This window comes from Photobacterium sp. SP02, from assembly GCF_038519165.1.
Classification (GTDB): Bacteria; Pseudomonadota; Gammaproteobacteria; order Enterobacterales; family Vibrionaceae; genus Photobacterium; species Photobacterium halotolerans.
Genome location: NZ_JASJOJ010000001.1, coordinates 148,517 through 163,350 on the forward strand (window position 1 = coordinate 148,517; position 14,834 = coordinate 163,350).

The 14,834-nt window shown below is 50.0% G+C and carries 12 protein-coding genes and 1 other annotated feature (1 of these 13 cut by a window edge); of the genes, 2 read left to right on the forward strand and 10 right to left on the reverse strand.

Annotated elements, in window-relative coordinates:
- Positions 1–20, reverse strand: a sequence feature (His leader region) (it extends 120 nt beyond the left edge of the window).
- Positions 21–176: 156 nt separating this feature from the next.
- The 4 genes from P0Y67_RS00690 to P0Y67_RS00705 form a co-directional block, all read right to left on the reverse strand.
- Positions 177–665 (reverse strand): YchJ family protein, encoded by a 489-nt coding sequence (locus P0Y67_RS00690; protein ID WP_342390303.1) that lies wholly within the window; start codon positions 663–665, stop codon positions 177–179.
- Entirely contained in the window at positions 666–1,880 is a 1,215-nt protein-coding gene (locus P0Y67_RS00695) for an EAL and HDOD domain-containing protein (protein WP_342390304.1), read from the reverse strand.
- A gap of 293 nt (positions 1,881–2,173) precedes the next feature.
- A complete protein-coding gene (lpxH, locus tag P0Y67_RS00700; RefSeq protein ID WP_342390305.1) occupies positions 2,174–2,920 on the reverse strand; it encodes a UDP-2,3-diacylglucosamine diphosphatase in 747 nt (248 codons plus the stop codon).
- A gap of 47 nt (positions 2,921–2,967) precedes the next feature.
- A complete protein-coding gene (locus tag P0Y67_RS00705; RefSeq protein ID WP_192015239.1) occupies positions 2,968–3,465 on the reverse strand; it encodes a peptidylprolyl isomerase in 498 nt (165 codons plus the stop codon).
- A 243-nt stretch (positions 3,466–3,708) separates the two neighbouring features.
- Between P0Y67_RS00705 and cysS the strand changes: the two genes are divergently transcribed.
- A complete protein-coding gene (cysS, locus tag P0Y67_RS00710; RefSeq protein WP_342390306.1) occupies positions 3,709–5,088 on the forward strand; it encodes a cysteine--tRNA ligase in 1,380 nt (459 codons plus the stop codon).
- Between the two features lie 87 nt (positions 5,089–5,175).
- Here cysS and P0Y67_RS00715 read toward each other — a convergent pair whose 3' ends face one another.
- On the reverse strand, positions 5,176–6,024 hold the full coding sequence (locus P0Y67_RS00715) for an ion transporter (RefSeq protein WP_342390307.1): 849 nt from the start codon (positions 6,022–6,024) through the stop codon (positions 5,176–5,178).
- A 648-nt stretch (positions 6,025–6,672) separates the two neighbouring features.
- On the opposite strand from P0Y67_RS00715, the gene adhE reads away from it, so the two are divergent.
- Positions 6,673–9,387, forward strand: coding sequence for a bifunctional acetaldehyde-CoA/alcohol dehydrogenase (adhE, locus tag P0Y67_RS00720; protein WP_342390308.1), 2,715 nt, complete (start codon positions 6,673–6,675; stop codon positions 9,385–9,387).
- A 126-nt stretch (positions 9,388–9,513) separates the two neighbouring features.
- Here the strand turns inward: adhE and P0Y67_RS00725 are convergent, their stop codons facing one another.
- From P0Y67_RS00725 to P0Y67_RS00745, 5 genes are all read right to left on the reverse strand, one after another.
- A complete protein-coding gene (locus P0Y67_RS00725) occupies positions 9,514–10,203 on the reverse strand; it encodes an SDR family oxidoreductase (RefSeq protein ID WP_342390309.1) in 690 nt (229 codons plus the stop codon).
- A gap of 247 nt (positions 10,204–10,450) precedes the next feature.
- Positions 10,451–10,972 (reverse strand): VC2046/SO_2500 family protein, encoded by a 522-nt coding sequence (locus tag P0Y67_RS00730; RefSeq protein ID WP_337113897.1) that lies wholly within the window; start codon positions 10,970–10,972, stop codon positions 10,451–10,453.
- An 88-nt stretch (positions 10,973–11,060) separates the two neighbouring features.
- Positions 11,061–12,209 carry a MalY/PatB family protein gene (locus tag P0Y67_RS00735; protein WP_342390310.1) on the reverse strand — a complete coding sequence of 383 codons (1,149 nt, stop codon included), beginning with the start codon at positions 12,207–12,209 and terminating at the stop codon, positions 11,061–11,063.
- A 109-nt stretch (positions 12,210–12,318) separates the two neighbouring features.
- Positions 12,319–13,290, reverse strand: a complete 972-nt coding sequence (locus tag P0Y67_RS00740) for an alpha-L-glutamate ligase-like protein (RefSeq protein ID WP_192015246.1) — start codon at positions 13,288–13,290, stop codon at positions 12,319–12,321.
- A 3-nt stretch (positions 13,291–13,293) separates the two neighbouring features.
- Entirely contained in the window at positions 13,294–14,799 is a 1,506-nt protein-coding gene (locus P0Y67_RS00745; RefSeq protein ID WP_342390311.1) for an inactive transglutaminase family protein, read from the reverse strand.
- Positions 14,800–14,834 lie beyond the last annotated feature (35 nt).

The following is a 14,834-nucleotide window of genomic DNA, read 5'->3' on the forward strand; positions in this document are numbered from 1 at the left end:
CAGGATGATGATGGTGGTGTAGGTTTACCATTTGGATACGCATAATTATGTACTCTGTCTAAATCATTATTGACTGTGGACTTGCTATTCACACTAACCAAGCTAAGGCGGTTTTGCAATAGTTAATTAGTACATTTTGGAAATTTCTTCTTGCTGTATGCCGCGCGGTGATTGGCTCACAGACAGCATTTTTTAAACTTTTTGCCGCTACCGCACGGGCAGGGGTCATTTCGGCCCGCTTTCAGCGGTTCAGTCGCTTCCGGATACTCACCGTCGATATAGAACCATTGCGGGCTGTTGCCGACCATTTCACGTAAAAAACGTGACTTTTCGTGCAGGCAATAGTCTTGGTTATCGTCACGGTAAAAGGCTTTGAATTCGACATAGCCTTGGGTATCGCTGGCGATCTGACTGCTGATGACCTCAAGGCCAAGCCATTCGCTCTCAACCGAATCTGCGATCGCATCCCGGTATTGTTCTGCCTGGCAGCTGGGGTGGTAGGTGGCAACGACAAAATTGACCAGTCCCAGAACATGCGCGCTGTATCGGGCGCGCATGAGCTGCTCAGGGTGCCGGGCCATTGATGGATTCTGGTGGACAAGCTGGCAGCAACTGGATAAAGCTTGCTGGCTGCCGCAAGGACATAATTGTGTGTTCGTCATCATCTATTGCAGTTCTTCTATGCTGGTCACCCATTCTAAAGATTCCAGGTAGCGGTTCGCAACATGTTCACTCTCCAGGCCCAGTTTAGAACACATGGTATCCACCTGATCCCAGTCGGCATGATCATAAGCACACACCAGTGACAACAGATACCCCAGTTTACCTTTACGATGGATCAAGGCGTCCTGAATGCTGATATCAAGCGGCAGCATAGGGATCAACACATCAAGCGGCTGATCAAGCAGTGAATCCAGCATAGAGAAAAGTCCCGTCAGGAAAGCACGGTTGCCATTTAATTTCGGGGAAATATCGGCAGCCAGCAGTTCGCACAGATGGGCCCGTTGCAAAGACAGACAGTAGAGTGATGGCGGCTTGTCACGGGTAACGTGTGAGGTCGCCACAAAACTGATAAAGCGGCGAAGCCTTTCTTCCCCCAGATAAATCAGCGCCTGCTTGAAGGAGGAAATGGGCACAGCACGGTTTGAAGTGATGGCATTCACATGGCGTAATAACTTGTACGACAAGGACAAGTCGGTCGCAATGATTTCTTCTGCCTCATCAAAGTTCACCACATCCTGACAGATCTGCTGGTAGAGCCGCAGCGTCGTCAGTGCCGAAGGGCTGAGGGTTTTTTGCTGCATCATTTCGGGTTTGCTGAAGAAATACCCCTGAAACAGATGAAAACCCGCTGCTTTGGCTTCTTTGAATTCGGCGTAGGTTTCCACTTTTTCAGCCAGAAACTGGATTGGCTTATCTTTGTGGCGGCGAATAAAGAAGCGCGCTTTATCAATGGGCGTCAGCTGTAAATCAAACTTAATGATGTGGACGAAAGGCAGAAACCGGTTCCATTCTACGCTCGGGTTAAAATCGTCCAGTGCTATCTGGTAGCCACGCTGATGAAGGTCCCTGACCGAGTCCAGCAGTGTGTCTGAGGGGGTACAGTTTTCCAGCACTTCAATCACAAAAGTATGAGATGGAAAAAGAAGCGGTGTGCCTTTCAGTAAGCTTTTTTCAGGAAAATTAACAAAGGCGAGTTTGCCACTGCATACATCGTTTGAACCGTTAGAGAAGAAATTGTCCAGTAACAAGCGATTTGTTGCCTCTTCGGGCGGCACATCCGGGAAACAATTTTTGGGCCCGTCGCGAAAGAGCAATTCGTAGCCAATAGTCGTTTTTTCGCGATCTAAAACGGGCTGCCGGGCAAGATAAGAATACATGATATCAGCACTGTTTATGGTTATCGTTGTGTTGGCGAGGGCTTGCATTGCCAGTGATTCTCTTTGGTGAATAGTCCGCATGACAGGAGTGATCCAGTATATTACTAATAATTATCACCGTTGCGTAACATTAGCAGTAGAATTTTCCACTGGTTGTGACCTTTCGCTGAGAAATTGCGCGGCTTGTGATCTTTAGCCCAAAAGATAAGGTTGATAAGTAAAAGTAATGCCCGGTGCTGACTCGAATTCAGTCTCTGGTTATGAATCACCGGGTTATGTGTGAGTGTGAATATCTATCGCTGATTTTGGTCAGCCAGTCTGAAGCTGCGCGTTTGCAGTTGGCAACCTGCCGCTGTGCAGAGCAGAACGGATCCCTGATCATACCAGTCACCCAGCACGGTCCGGGTGGCATGCTGGCCATCAATGGTTAGCTCATGAACGGCAGGACGATGGGTATGGCCATGAATCATATGGTTCACCTGGTGGGCTGACATTAAGTCAATCACAGCTTGTGGCGTCACATCCATGATGTCATAGGACTTCATCTGATTGTTGCTACTGCTGCCTGATCGCATCTTGCGGCCAACGGCCTGGCGCCATGCCAGCGGTAAGCGCAAAAATAGCCATTGAATAAATGGGTTATGGACTTTTTTCCGGTAACGCTGATAGCTTTCATCCAGGGTACACAAAGTGTCACCGTGCAAAATCAGCGTAGGCGTACCGAACAGGTCAATCACAGTGTGCTCTGGTAATAACATGACGCCCGTTTCGCGGCTGAATTGCTTGCCGATCAGGAAATCACGGTTGCCGTGGATGAAAAAGCAGGGCACACCGGAATCCGTTAATGCTTTGAATGCACTTTTGATCTGGCGGTGAAAGGTATTGTCGTCATCATCACCAATCCACATTTCAAACAGATCGCCCAACACATAGAGTGCGTCGCATTGGGTTGCCTCGGTTGACATAAAGTGCAGAAAACAATCGGTAATATCAGGGCGATCCGCACTCAGGTGCAAATCAGCTATAAAACATATGGTCATAAGTATTGAGACAGGTGGCCGGTATGAACGGCCACCTTGGCAGGGAATTATTCTTCGATGGTAACAGAATTGATGACAACTTCTTCAACCGGCACGTCCTGATGGACATAGCCCCAGTTACCTGTCGCAACCGCTTTGATCTTGTTGACGATATCCATACCTTCAACCACTTCACCAAATACGCAGTATCCCCAACCATCTGGTGTTTCAGATTTGAAATCCAGGAAGTTGTTATCATTCACGTTGATGAAGAATTGAGAGCTTGCGGAATGTGGCTCCATGGTACGGGCCATCGCGATGCTGCCAGTTTTGTTGCTCAGACCATTGTTAGCTTCATTCTTGATCGGTGCACGGGTTTCTTTTTCAACCATGCCGGACGCCATACCGCCGCCCTGAACCATGAAGCCGTCAATCACACGGTGAAACAGCGTACCATTGTAGAAACCGTCACGGCAGTACTGCAGGAAGTTCGCACTGGTTTCCGGAGCTTTTTCTGTGTTGAGCTGGATTTTAATATCACCAAAAGTGGTGTGAAGCGTTACCATGAGCTTATCCTTAACTGGAGTGTATTGCTTTAAACCCTGAATTCTAACGAACTAAGGCAAAGCGTCAATACAGTTTATACAGGTGAACCAAGTTAATTCTATAACTATAGAAGAGGGTTGGGATTGGTAAAATCGGTACTGCGCCTGTTAACCATACCAATCGCGCTGAACCTAGCATCTTGAAGCGACTTGGGTATAATCAGCCCTTTGAATCGTAACCCCCGAAATGAGTAATTATCAGACATGTTAAAGATCTATAACTCACTGACTAGACAAAAAGAGGAATTTAAACCCATAGTGCCTGGCAAAATAGGCATGTACGTCTGCGGGGTTACTATTTACGATTTATGTCACATCGGCCACGGCCGCACTTTTGTTGCATTCGACGTGGTATCACGCTACTTGCGTTACAGCGGCTATGATCTGACATTTGTCCGTAATATCACAGATATTGACGATAAAATTATTAAACGCGCGGCAGAAAACGGTGAAAGCTGTGATTCTCTGACCGAGCGTCTGATTGGCGAAATGTACGCCGATTTTGATGCCCTGGGTATGGCGCGTCCGGATATTGAGCCTCGTGCGACCAAATTCATTCCGGAAATTATTGCGCTGTGTGAACGCCTGATCGAACGCGGTTTCGCGTACGTGGCAGACAATGGCGACGTGATGTTTGAAGTCAGTAAGTTTGACGAGTACGGCAAGCTGTCTGGCCAGGATCTGGAACAGCTGCAGGCCGGTGCGCGTGTCGATATTGAAACGGCAAAACGCAGTCCGCTGGACTTCGTGTTGTGGAAAATGTCCAAACCGGGCGAGCCGACCTGGGAATCGCCATGGGGACCTGGCCGTCCGGGCTGGCACATTGAATGTTCTGCCATGAACTCTGCCATTCTGGGCGATCATTTTGACATTCACGGCGGCGGCTCTGATCTTCAGTTCCCGCATCACGAAAATGAAATTGCGCAATCCTGCTGTGCCCATGATACCCAGTATGTGAATACCTGGATGCACAGCGGTATGGTGATGGTTGATCGTGAGAAGATGTCCAAATCACTGGGTAATTTCTTCACCATTCGTGACGTACTGGGGCATTACGATGCTGAAACGGTTCGTTATTTCCTGATGTCTGGCCATTATCGCAGCCAGCTCAATTACAGCGAAGAGAACCTGAAGCAAGCACGTTCCGCGCTGGAGCGTCTGTATACGGCACTGCGTGGCCTGGATACGGATGTTGCCGCACAGGGTGGCGAAGCCTTCATTGAGCGCTTTACCACGGCGATGGATGATGACTTCAACACGCCTGAAGCTTACTCTGTAATGTTTGATATGGCGCGTGAGATTAACCGCCTGAAAGGTGAAGATCTGAAGGCGGCGTCAGCACTTGGTGCTCAACTGCGCGCACTGGCTGAAGTACTGGGACTGCTGGCGCAGGATCCTGAAACCTTCCTGCAAAGCAGTGCAAAGGCAGACGATGTGGCTGAGATTGAATCACTGATCCAGCAACGTCTGGATGCCCGTGCGGCGAAGGACTGGGCAGCAGCGGATGCCGCGCGCGATACGCTGACCGCCATGGGCATTATTCTTGAGGATGGCCCGCAAGGCACGATCTGGCGTCGTAAATAACCGTTTACCGGAGCATCGGTAGCTGAGTGAAAAAGCCCTCTTGCGAGGGCTTTTTTGTGCGTGATGATCGGGTTCGTTATTCTGAGATCATTGGGTGGCTGACGCTGAGACGACTCTGTCATCGGGGTGTGCGAGTTCGCTGCCGCAGTGTTTACAGAAGATGGCATCGGGCTCATGACCCGAACGGGAGCAGTTCATACATTTCACCAGGGTTCGGTGTAACTGACTCTGATGGCCAATTTCTGCCGTGATAATGCCGGTGGGGATGGCAATGATGGAGTAACCCAGCAGCATAGTGAAAGAGGCGAGTGTTTTGCCGAGATCTGTCTGAGGCACCAGGTCACCATAACCTACAGTCGTTAAGGTCACTATGGCCCAGTAAATACTGTAAGGAATGCTGGTAAAGCCATGTTCAGGTCCTTCAATCACAAACATAAGCGAGCCAAACACAGTGACCAGTATCGCGACCGTAGTGAAAAAGATAAAAATCTTGCGGCTGGATTGTAATAATGACCTCAGCAGCAAATTAGAATCTTGCAGATAGCGGACCAGCTTTAGTACCCGAAAGATACGCATGACCCGCAGTAGCCTGATCACCATCAGGTAGTGCGCGGCCGGGAAAAAAAACACCAGATAGGTGGGTAAAATAGCCAGCAAATCGACAAGGCCGTAAAAACTTCGGGCATAGGCAGTTGGCTTGGGAGAGCAGTACAGCCTGAGCAGATACTCAAGCGTAAAGATCAGTGTAAATCCCCATTCCATCAGGTAGAACAGCTGTCCCCATTGCTGGCTTATCGGGCTGACAGACCCGAGCATCAGCACAATGATCGATGCCAGTATGGTCAGAATTAATGTGATATCAAATGCTTTGCCCGCCGGGGTGTGGGTGCCAAAAATGGTGATGTAGAGTTTTTCTTTTAGTGTTGAGTCGGACATAAATAACATCTGAGTGATTGAAAAATAAAGCATACTTAAGAGTCGCTGCCTTTGCCAGAGCCATTTCCGCGCTGTGTGCACCTGCTGCCGGTAAGAGCTGACTAAGTTGACAGCAGCAGGAGAAGACAAGATTGATTGTTCCTATCTCACTGTTTTTATTTGCCATTACGACTTTTCCTACTAAAGTTATGCTCGATGTTGCTTATTGGTGGTAAAAAAGTCATACAGTGACATTGCTGTTCTGAGCCTTACTGGATTAGGCTTTATGTGGCGTGAAGACTACCCATAACGGGGTATTTGCCAGTAGCCGTTTAGGGTAGCTAATCTGTTGTTTCGCTGTGAAATAAAATTACCAGTGTGAAATTTATTTTCATGGCGAAGGGTGTCTAAATGTTTGTTTCGTGAATGATTTTAATTGGGTTGCTTTTTAAATAATTGATTTGATTTCTTTTTCCTGGGTGATGACATCTTACTGATGTGTGCGTTTAGCATGATCCAGATCAAGCCTCACCTGGCAATGAAGTCTTAAAATCAGTTTTGAAAGCAATTTACTAAGTGTGCTCAATCGGCGATAAGCGCTCTCATGGCAAGGAATCAGAGACGTATCCTTACTAAAAAGTTTTCAATCTTAAAGTTAGGAGTTTGACTATGCCTGTAACGAATTTGGCAGAACTCGATGCAATGGTTGCCCGTGTAAAAGCCGCACAGAAGATTTTTGCCACCTACTCGCAGGAGCAAGTAGACAAGATTTTCCGTGCCGCCTCTCTGGCGGCAAACAATGCCCGTATTCCTCTGGCCCAGCAAGCCGTACAAGAGTCCGGCATGGGGATCGTTGAAGACAAGGTGATCAAAAACCACTTTGCCTCTGAATTTATTTACAACAAATACAAAGACGAAAAGACCTGCGGCATTCTGGAAGAGAATGACGAGTTCGGCACCATCACCATCGCAGAGCCTGTCGGTATCATCTGCGGCATTGTGCCAACGACAAATCCAACCTCAACCGCTATCTTTAAATCCCTGATTTCACTCAAAACCCGTAACGGTATTATTTTCTCGCCGCACCCACGGGCGAAAGAATCGACCAACGCTGCGGCGAAACTGGTATTGGATGCTGCCGTCGCGGCTGGCGCACCGAAAGATATCATTGGCTGGATCGATCAGCCTTCGGTGGAGTTGTCCAATGCCCTGATGAAGCACCCGGATCTTAACCTGATTCTGGCCACCGGTGGTCCGGGCATGGTGAAAGCCGCTTACTCGTCAGGTAAACCGGCCATTGGCGTCGGCGCAGGTAATGTGCCTGTGGTGATTGACGAAACGGCCGATGTAAAACGCGCAGTGGCATCTGTGCTGATGTCTAAGACATTTGATAATGGCGTGGTGTGTGCCTCAGAGCAGGCCGTGATCGTGATGGATGAAATCTATGACGAAGTGAAAGCGCGTTTTGCCAGCCACAAAGGGTATGTACTGAGCAAAGAAGAAGCCGATAAAGTTCGCAAAGTGATTTTGATTGAAGGCAGTCTGAATGCCAATATCGTGGGTCAGCCTGCCACAAAAATTGCTGAAATGGCCGGGGTGTCGGTTCCTTCTGATACCAAGGTACTGATTGGTGAAGGTGAGGCCATCACGATCGATGAAGAGTTTGCCCATGAGAAACTGTCGCCAACCCTGGGGATGTTCCGTGCCAAAACCTTTGAAGATGCGGTAGATATGGCCTGCAAGATGGTTGACCTCGGCGGTATTGGTCATACCTCGGGCTTGTACACTAACCAGGATATCAATGAAGATCGCATTAAGTATTTTGGCGATAAGCTGAAAACCGCACGAATTCTGGTGAATATCCCGACCACCCACGGCGGTATCGGTGATCTGTACAACTTCAACATAGCGCCATCTTTGACTTTGGGCTGCGGTTCTTGGGGGGGTAATTCTATCTCTGAAAACGTCGGGCCTAAACATTTGATTAACAAGAAAACAGTGGCGAAGCGAGCTGAAAATATGCTGTGGCACAAACTGCCTAAGTCGATCTATTTCCGCCGTGGCAGCCTGCCTGTGGCGCTGACGGATCTGGAAGATAAGAAACGAGCCTTTCTGGTGACCGACCGTTTCCTGTTTAACAATGGCTATGCCGATGAAGTGATGACGCTACTCAAAGCACAGGGCATCGATGTCCATGCTTTCTACGATGTGGAAGCCGATCCAACACTGACGATAGTCAAAAAAGGTGCGGAAGCCATGAAGAGCTTCCAGCCTGATGTGATCATCGCACTGGGTGGCGGTTCACCGATGGACGCCGCGAAAATCATGTGGGTGATGTATGAGCATCCGGAAACCCACTTCGAAGAGCTGGCGATGCGCTTTATGGATATCCGTAAACGTATCTACAAATTCCCGAAAATGGGTAAAAAAGCAGAGTTGGTTTGTATTACAACCACTTCAGGGACGGGTTCTGAAGTGACGCCGTTTGCGGTCGTCACCGATGATGAAACAGGCGCGAAATACCCGCTGGCTGATTATGAACTGACACCTCAGATGGCAATCGTTGATGCCAATCTGGTGATGAACATGCCAAAATCCCTGACTGCGTTTGGTGGTTATGACGCAGTGACCCATGCGTTGGAAGCCTATGTGTCTGTGCTGGCAAACGAGTATTCAGATGGTCAGGCATTGCAGGCACTGCAACTGCTCAAGCAATACCTGCCTTCCAGCTATGCCAACGGTGCGAAAGACCCGATTGCGCGTGAGAAAGTCCATAACGCGGCAACCATCGCCGGTATTGCATTTGCCAATGCGTTCCTGGGCGTGTGTCACTCTATGGCGCACAAGATAGGCGCTGAGTTCCATATTCCGCATGGTCTGGCAAATGCCTTGCTGATTGCGAATGTGGTGCGTTATAACGCCAACGACAATCCAACCAAGCAGACGGCTTTCTCTCAGTACGACCGCCCGCAGGCTCGTCGTCGCTATGCCGAAGTGGCGGATCACCTGGGCCTTTCTCAGCCCGGCGACCGTACCGCACAGAAAATTGAGCGCCTGCTGAGCTGGCTGGATGAACTGAAAGACGATTTGGATATTCCTAAGTCAATTCAGGCGGCAGGGGTATCTGAATCTGACTTCCTGGCGAAACTGGATGAACTGGCTGTCGAAGCCTTTGATGATCAGTGCACCGGCGCGAACCCGCGTTATCCGCTGATTGCAGAGCTGAAAGAGGTGCTACTGGCTTCTTACTACGGAAAGGCGTATGTCGAAGGCGAAACCTTTGAAGGCACGACTGTGATTAAGAAGAATGCAGATCAGAAACCTGCCGAGGTCATTCAGGTGGCTCCGGCGGCCAAAAGCAAAAAGGTTGCGGCCAAGGCTTAATAGCCTAGCGGCTGAGTGAAACAAAAACCCGCCATCTGGCGGGTTTTTTTAATGCCGTCTGATAATCACTGCCTTTAGTGTGAGTGATTGCGAGGACAAGGACAGGACTCGCTGAAATGTCAGGGATCAGACCACTTCGGCTTCAATCATTCTGCCGTTGAAATAGTCGTTCGAGACTATGTACTCAGCGCTACGGGCAATTTCATACTGCATCGGCAGGCTGAGCAAGGTGCTGGGTGGCAGATCATGCCGCTCATCAAAGATCAGCGGGAAGACGCCGCCGACACGAATTTTGTACTGCGCCAGCTCTTTGGACCAGCTTTGAGTAAATCCCGCCAGCATGGCTTTGGAGCTGCTCGTCAAAGGTATGGGATTATCCGGCCGGCAAGCGGCTAAATTGATAATTACACCGGACTGATGATGCTCGCGCATGTAGCTTGCGGTTTGTTTGCCAAAGGAAAGAAATGCCGAGGTGCCTTCTGTCATGAGCTGACAGAATTCTTCAACCGAGGTCTGGGTTAACAGCATAGGAATATCGACACCCAGCCAGCAGTTGATCAGTACATCGATTTTCCCGTATTGCTCGTGTACCGCATCAATAGCACTGGCGATAGTGGCTTCTTTATTGTCGGACAAACAAAGTGCATAGCACTCGCTGCCTTTGGCTAAGCATTCCTGATAATTGGTGTGCAATCGTTCACTGTCTGTATCTACCAGGGCTATCCGTGCGCCTAATGAGGAGAAATGGAACGATGCGGCTTTTCCTAATGGGCAGCCTGCAGCAGTAATAAGAATAACTGAGTCTGCAATATTCATAGCGCAATCTTCCTATATGTGGATACCTAGAAGTCGTAACAGCAATGACGGCTTTAACCATCCTCACCTTCACTATTCAATAAACTAATAACACCCTGATAATGTTAAATCTTAGTTAAGTACGCAGGTAAAGTGGCATTGAATTGTTTGGCATATGACGCTTGTCACGAAATTTAGTACTTTGTGAGATGTTGCGGAAAATTTGCTTAATTGACTGAAAAATAACGAAAAGAAAAGGTGACGGTGATCAGCAGACCTTAGCAACGGCGCCGTACATTTCAGCGGAACGTTTGGCCCGGATAAGGTTAAGGTAGAGATCCTGCGGGGAGCCTTTGATCGGTTCCGGCTGGGTAGGCGGCAGGCGGCGGCGCTCATGCCCGGACAGGTTGTGGTACAGCTCTTCAGGCAAACCTTTAGTGTCCTGAGGGGGAAACGTCATCGCTATGGGTTGTAACGAGCTGAGTAAGCGGGTTGCGGAAAGCCCGCCATAATGGAACGCTCGTGACTGCTCTGCACCACGAGGGTAGCAGAACTCGGATGTCGACAGCGGCGCTGGGTCTTGCAACTCGAAATAAGAGCGCAGCTGCTCTTCTGTGGTGGCCGGGGGAAGTGGTTTTTCGGTCGGCGTGGTTTCCAGATAATCCGGCGACAACATAGCCAGCATCAGTGCGAAGTCAGATCGGCGCCCCTGCTCAACCGCACGGTTGAGCTGGTTACCAAGCTGCACTTCACTGATAAGCTGTGCTTTGTCTATGGTATGGATTTGCATGGAGTCCGACAGAAATTAAAACCAGTGTTATCTCTATCGGACAGTTGGTGAAAATCTTTAGCGAGATTGGCTATCAGATGGCTAATTATTAACCGATTGATTCAATGGCGTTCTTCATGCGCGATAGCGCCAGCTCTAAAGTCTGGCTGGTACAGCCAAAATTCATTCTGACAAATCCGGAATGGCCAAAATCAGCGCCAGGCGAGAAACCAACACCGGCGGCTTCAAAAAAGGCATGCGGGTTTGCCACAGGCAGGCCGGAGGCATCAATCCAGGCCAGATAGGTCGCTTCAATCGGATGCAGTGTAAGCCCCGGCATGCTGTTAATGGCTGTCATCAGTCTGTCTCTGTGCTGACGCAGATAGTGGAGTTGATTGTCGAGCCACGGCTGGCAATCACGGTACGCAGCTTCGGCGGCCGTATAGGCCAGCACATTAACCTCAGGCACTATGCCGGCCCGCGTACGTTTGAAACGGCGTCGTAACTCGACATTCGGAATGATGGCCATTGATGCGCCAAGGCCGGCAATGTTAAAGGTCTTGCTCGGTGCTATCAGGGTGATGGATCGCTGTGCGGCATCGTCATCCAGACTGGCAAAGGGAATATGGCGGGTGTTCTCATTGAGGATCAAATCGCAGTGGATTTCATCGGAACAGACATACAGGTCATGCTTTTTGGTAAAGCTGTGCAGCGCCTCCAGCTCCTGCCGCGTGTAGACAGTACCGCCGGGATTTAAGGGGTTACAGAACAGCAACAGCTTGCTGTCGGTCGGGATCTCAGTTGCCGCTAAATCCAACAACCAGCGGCCTTGCTGCAGTGTTACGGGGGAGTAGGCCAGAGGTCGTGACGCGTATTTTGCCGCGCTGAAAAATTTCGGGTATACAGGTTTTGGACTGACGACGGCCTGATGTTGCTCGGTACAGGCGCGAACAGCCAGATTGAGACCACAGACCAGACCGGGTAAATAAACAATCCATTCCGGTTTGATCTGCCAGTTATAGAGCGTCGCCATGCGCTCAACGAGCAGCTCGCTGAGCGATGCAGGCACGGAACCATAGCCAAAGACGCCGTGATCGACATGCTGGTGGAGGGCGTGTGTGATCGCATCCGGTACTCTGAAGTCACTGTCTGCCACCCACATAGGCAGAACATCCTTTCCCTGATACTTCAGCCACTTTGTACTGTTGCTCTTGGTGCGATCCACCGGCTGGTCAAATAAACGCAGGATCTCTGACATAGGCTCTCCAATAACCAGTTGAAATCAATGAATATGATGACTGAGCTATTATGCGCCTAATTGGCCAGAAGAAGAAAGCCCCAGCCGAAAACCGGGGCTTGAGAGGTAATCAGAACAGGGGCTTAGCACCAAACTGCTCGGCAGCATAGGCGACGCGTTCAGCCGGAGAGGGCATCTTGGACGGTGTGCCCAGACTTTCAATGTGATGAAGGCGCGGCAGCAAGCCGCAGCCATTAGCGGTTTGGATCGCAAGGCCAGGACGGGCATTAAGCTCCAGTACCATAGGACCTTTGACTTTATCCAGCACCATGTCAGTACCCAGATAGCCCAGTCCTGTCATTTCCCAGGCACTGGCTGCCAGTTCCAGTAACTTCAGCCAGTTGGGTACGGTAAGCTCGCTGAGCAACCTTTCAGTATCCGGGTGACGCTCTACCGGCAGGTTAAACTGCACCGCCCGAACGGCTTTGCCGGAGGCGATATCAATGCCAACCCCGACGGCTCCCTGGTGAAGGTTGGCTTTGCCGTCAGAAGCCGCGGTAGAACAACGCATCATGGCCATGACAGGGTAACCTTTAAATACGATCACCCGTATATCCGGTACCCCTTCAAAGCTGAACCCGTCGAAGACATTATCAAACTGGATCAGGTTTTCGACCATGGCCACATCGTTCTTGCCGCCAAGAGAAAACAGCCCGGCCAGGGTATTAGTGATGTGTCTTTCAACATCTTGCTTATTAATTACAGCCCCTGACGGTTTGGTGTATAAACCGTTTTCATGCTTGATAATGACAAGAATGCCTTTCCCGCCGGAGCCCTGGGCCGGTTTGATCACAAAACCCGGCCAGTCACGCACCATGTCGTGAATTTCTTTGACGTGAACCTGGCTTCTTATCACACCGATCAGTTCTGGTACGGTGGCTCCCGCACGCTGGGCGATGATCTTGGTTTTCAGTTTATCATCGACAAGCGGATACAGACTGCGGTCGTTGTAGCGGCCGATATAGCTGTGATTGCGCTTGTTCATACCCATGATGCCGCGTTCGCGCAGACGCCACGGCGTAGTATAACGCGATAAAAACATGGCTTAATCCTCCGCTAACGGCTTAAAGCGTCGTAGCTCACTCAGGCGGTAGCCTGTGTAGTTACCCAGCATCAGGATCATTGCCATGATAATCAGTTGCAGGCCGATAAAGTTAAAGGTTAAGTGACGCACCAGATCATTGGTCATGACCAGATACACTATGATAGCCGTTAACAGCGACCCACCACCCTGAATAAAGACCTCTTTTGCCCCTTCTTCTTCCCACAGAATTGACATACGCTCAATCGTCCAGGACAGGATGATCATCGGGAAGAAGGTGATTGTCAGACCTTCTACCAGGCCAATTTTGAAGGCCACCACGGTAAAGATCGAAATAATGAGTATCACAGTCACTATGACAGCGGATATTCGGGCCACAAGCAGCAAGTTCAGCCGCGACAGGTAGCTGCGTATGATTAAACCTGTGCCAACGATCAGCAGAAAACCCAGTACACCGGTAATTAACTGGGTCTGCACAAAGGCCACAGCAATCAGCACCGGCATGAATGTGCCTGAGGTTTTCAGACCCACAATGACCCTGAGGAAGACCACAATCAACGCGCCTATCGGTACCAGCATGATCGTTTTGAACATCGCCTGCTCCTCAATAGGCAGACTGTGGATGGAGAAGTTCAGCAGATCTTCAGCCTGGATTTTTTCGCGGGTTGCCTGTTGCGGGGTAATATCCTGCGAAATAATCGAGAAGCTGATATTGGAGTTACGGCCGCCTATGACATCCAGCAGGGAGTGACCTTGCTGATTCCAGACCAGCACATCGTTAGGTTTGCCTTCCTGTCCCGTCTGCGGGTCAAATAAGTGCCATTTCTCGCCGCCCCAGACTTCCACCATAGGGCTGATGCTTTGGCGACGGCGGCCATCTTCGAGCTGCAAGCCACCGACGATGCGGGCATTTATCCCTTCCATCGAGAGTAAGAAAACCACCACATTTTCCCGCGGAAATGCATTGAGCAGTAAGGAGGCGTTTTGGTTATTCCTGTCATTGAGCTGTTTCAGAATTTCCCGGGTCAGCGTCAGATTGTCCGCCGACAGGGTTCTGGCCTGAGCCAGCATGGCTTTGGCTGCCGTTTCCTGAGGATTATCCAGGCTGGGGGCTTCAGGCTTGCCTCTCGGTTTATCGGTCGAGAAACTGGCCAGCGGGTCGACAAGCATCTGTGTTTTGTAATAAAGCACCTGTTTGCCGGATGCCTGACGAATTGACCATTCTGCCCGGCGTCCCTGATCGGTATCAATCAGTGCAACGCCATAGCCTGGTGATGAGGTGCTTTCGTCGATTTGCGTGAAGCCCTGCTGTGATTCCGGTGCGGCCATTGATACTTTGACCGGCTTGCCGATGGCATCAAACTCCACTCTGGCTTCCAGCTCCCACAAGGCGCGCTCTTCGCCCGGTGTCCAAGGCACACCGTAAATATCATGGCGGTAGAGACTGAGCGCTGTCCCGGCAATGACGAGCAAGGTGATGAGAAAATAAAACGGAATTCTTGACGTCATGACAACCTCTAATTTTTCCTTTATTGGTTGAAGCA

Excerpts from the sequence above, each read along its gene's own strand:
- P0Y67_RS00690 (WP_342390303.1), bottom strand. The coding sequence starts at position 665 with ATGATGACGAACACACAATTATGTCCTTGCGGCAGCCAGCAAGCTTTA.
- P0Y67_RS00695 (WP_342390304.1), bottom strand. The coding sequence starts at position 1,880 with ATGTATTCTTATCTTGCCCGGCAGCCCGTTTTAGATCGCGAAAAAACG.
- lpxH (WP_342390305.1), bottom strand. The coding sequence starts at position 2,920 with ATGACCATATGTTTTATAGCTGATTTGCACCTGAGTGCGGATCGCCCT.
- P0Y67_RS00705 (WP_192015239.1), bottom strand. The coding sequence starts at position 3,465 with ATGGTAACGCTTCACACCACTTTTGGTGATATTAAAATCCAGCTCAAC.
- cysS (WP_342390306.1), top strand. The coding sequence starts at position 3,709 with ATGTTAAAGATCTATAACTCACTGACTAGACAAAAAGAGGAATTTAAA.
- P0Y67_RS00715 (WP_342390307.1), bottom strand. The coding sequence starts at position 6,024 with ATGTCCGACTCAACACTAAAAGAAAAACTCTACATCACCATTTTTGGC.
- adhE (WP_342390308.1), top strand. The coding sequence starts at position 6,673 with ATGCCTGTAACGAATTTGGCAGAACTCGATGCAATGGTTGCCCGTGTA.
- P0Y67_RS00725 (WP_342390309.1), bottom strand. The coding sequence starts at position 10,203 with ATGAATATTGCAGACTCAGTTATTCTTATTACTGCTGCAGGCTGCCCA.
- P0Y67_RS00730 (WP_337113897.1), bottom strand. The coding sequence starts at position 10,972 with ATGCAAATCCATACCATAGACAAAGCACAGCTTATCAGTGAAGTGCAG.
- P0Y67_RS00735 (WP_342390310.1), bottom strand. The coding sequence starts at position 12,209 with ATGTCAGAGATCCTGCGTTTATTTGACCAGCCGGTGGATCGCACCAAG.
- P0Y67_RS00740 (WP_192015246.1), bottom strand. The coding sequence starts at position 13,290 with ATGTTTTTATCGCGTTATACTACGCCGTGGCGTCTGCGCGAACGCGGC.
- P0Y67_RS00745 (WP_342390311.1), bottom strand. The coding sequence starts at position 14,799 with ATGACGTCAAGAATTCCGTTTTATTTTCTCATCACCTTGCTCGTCATT.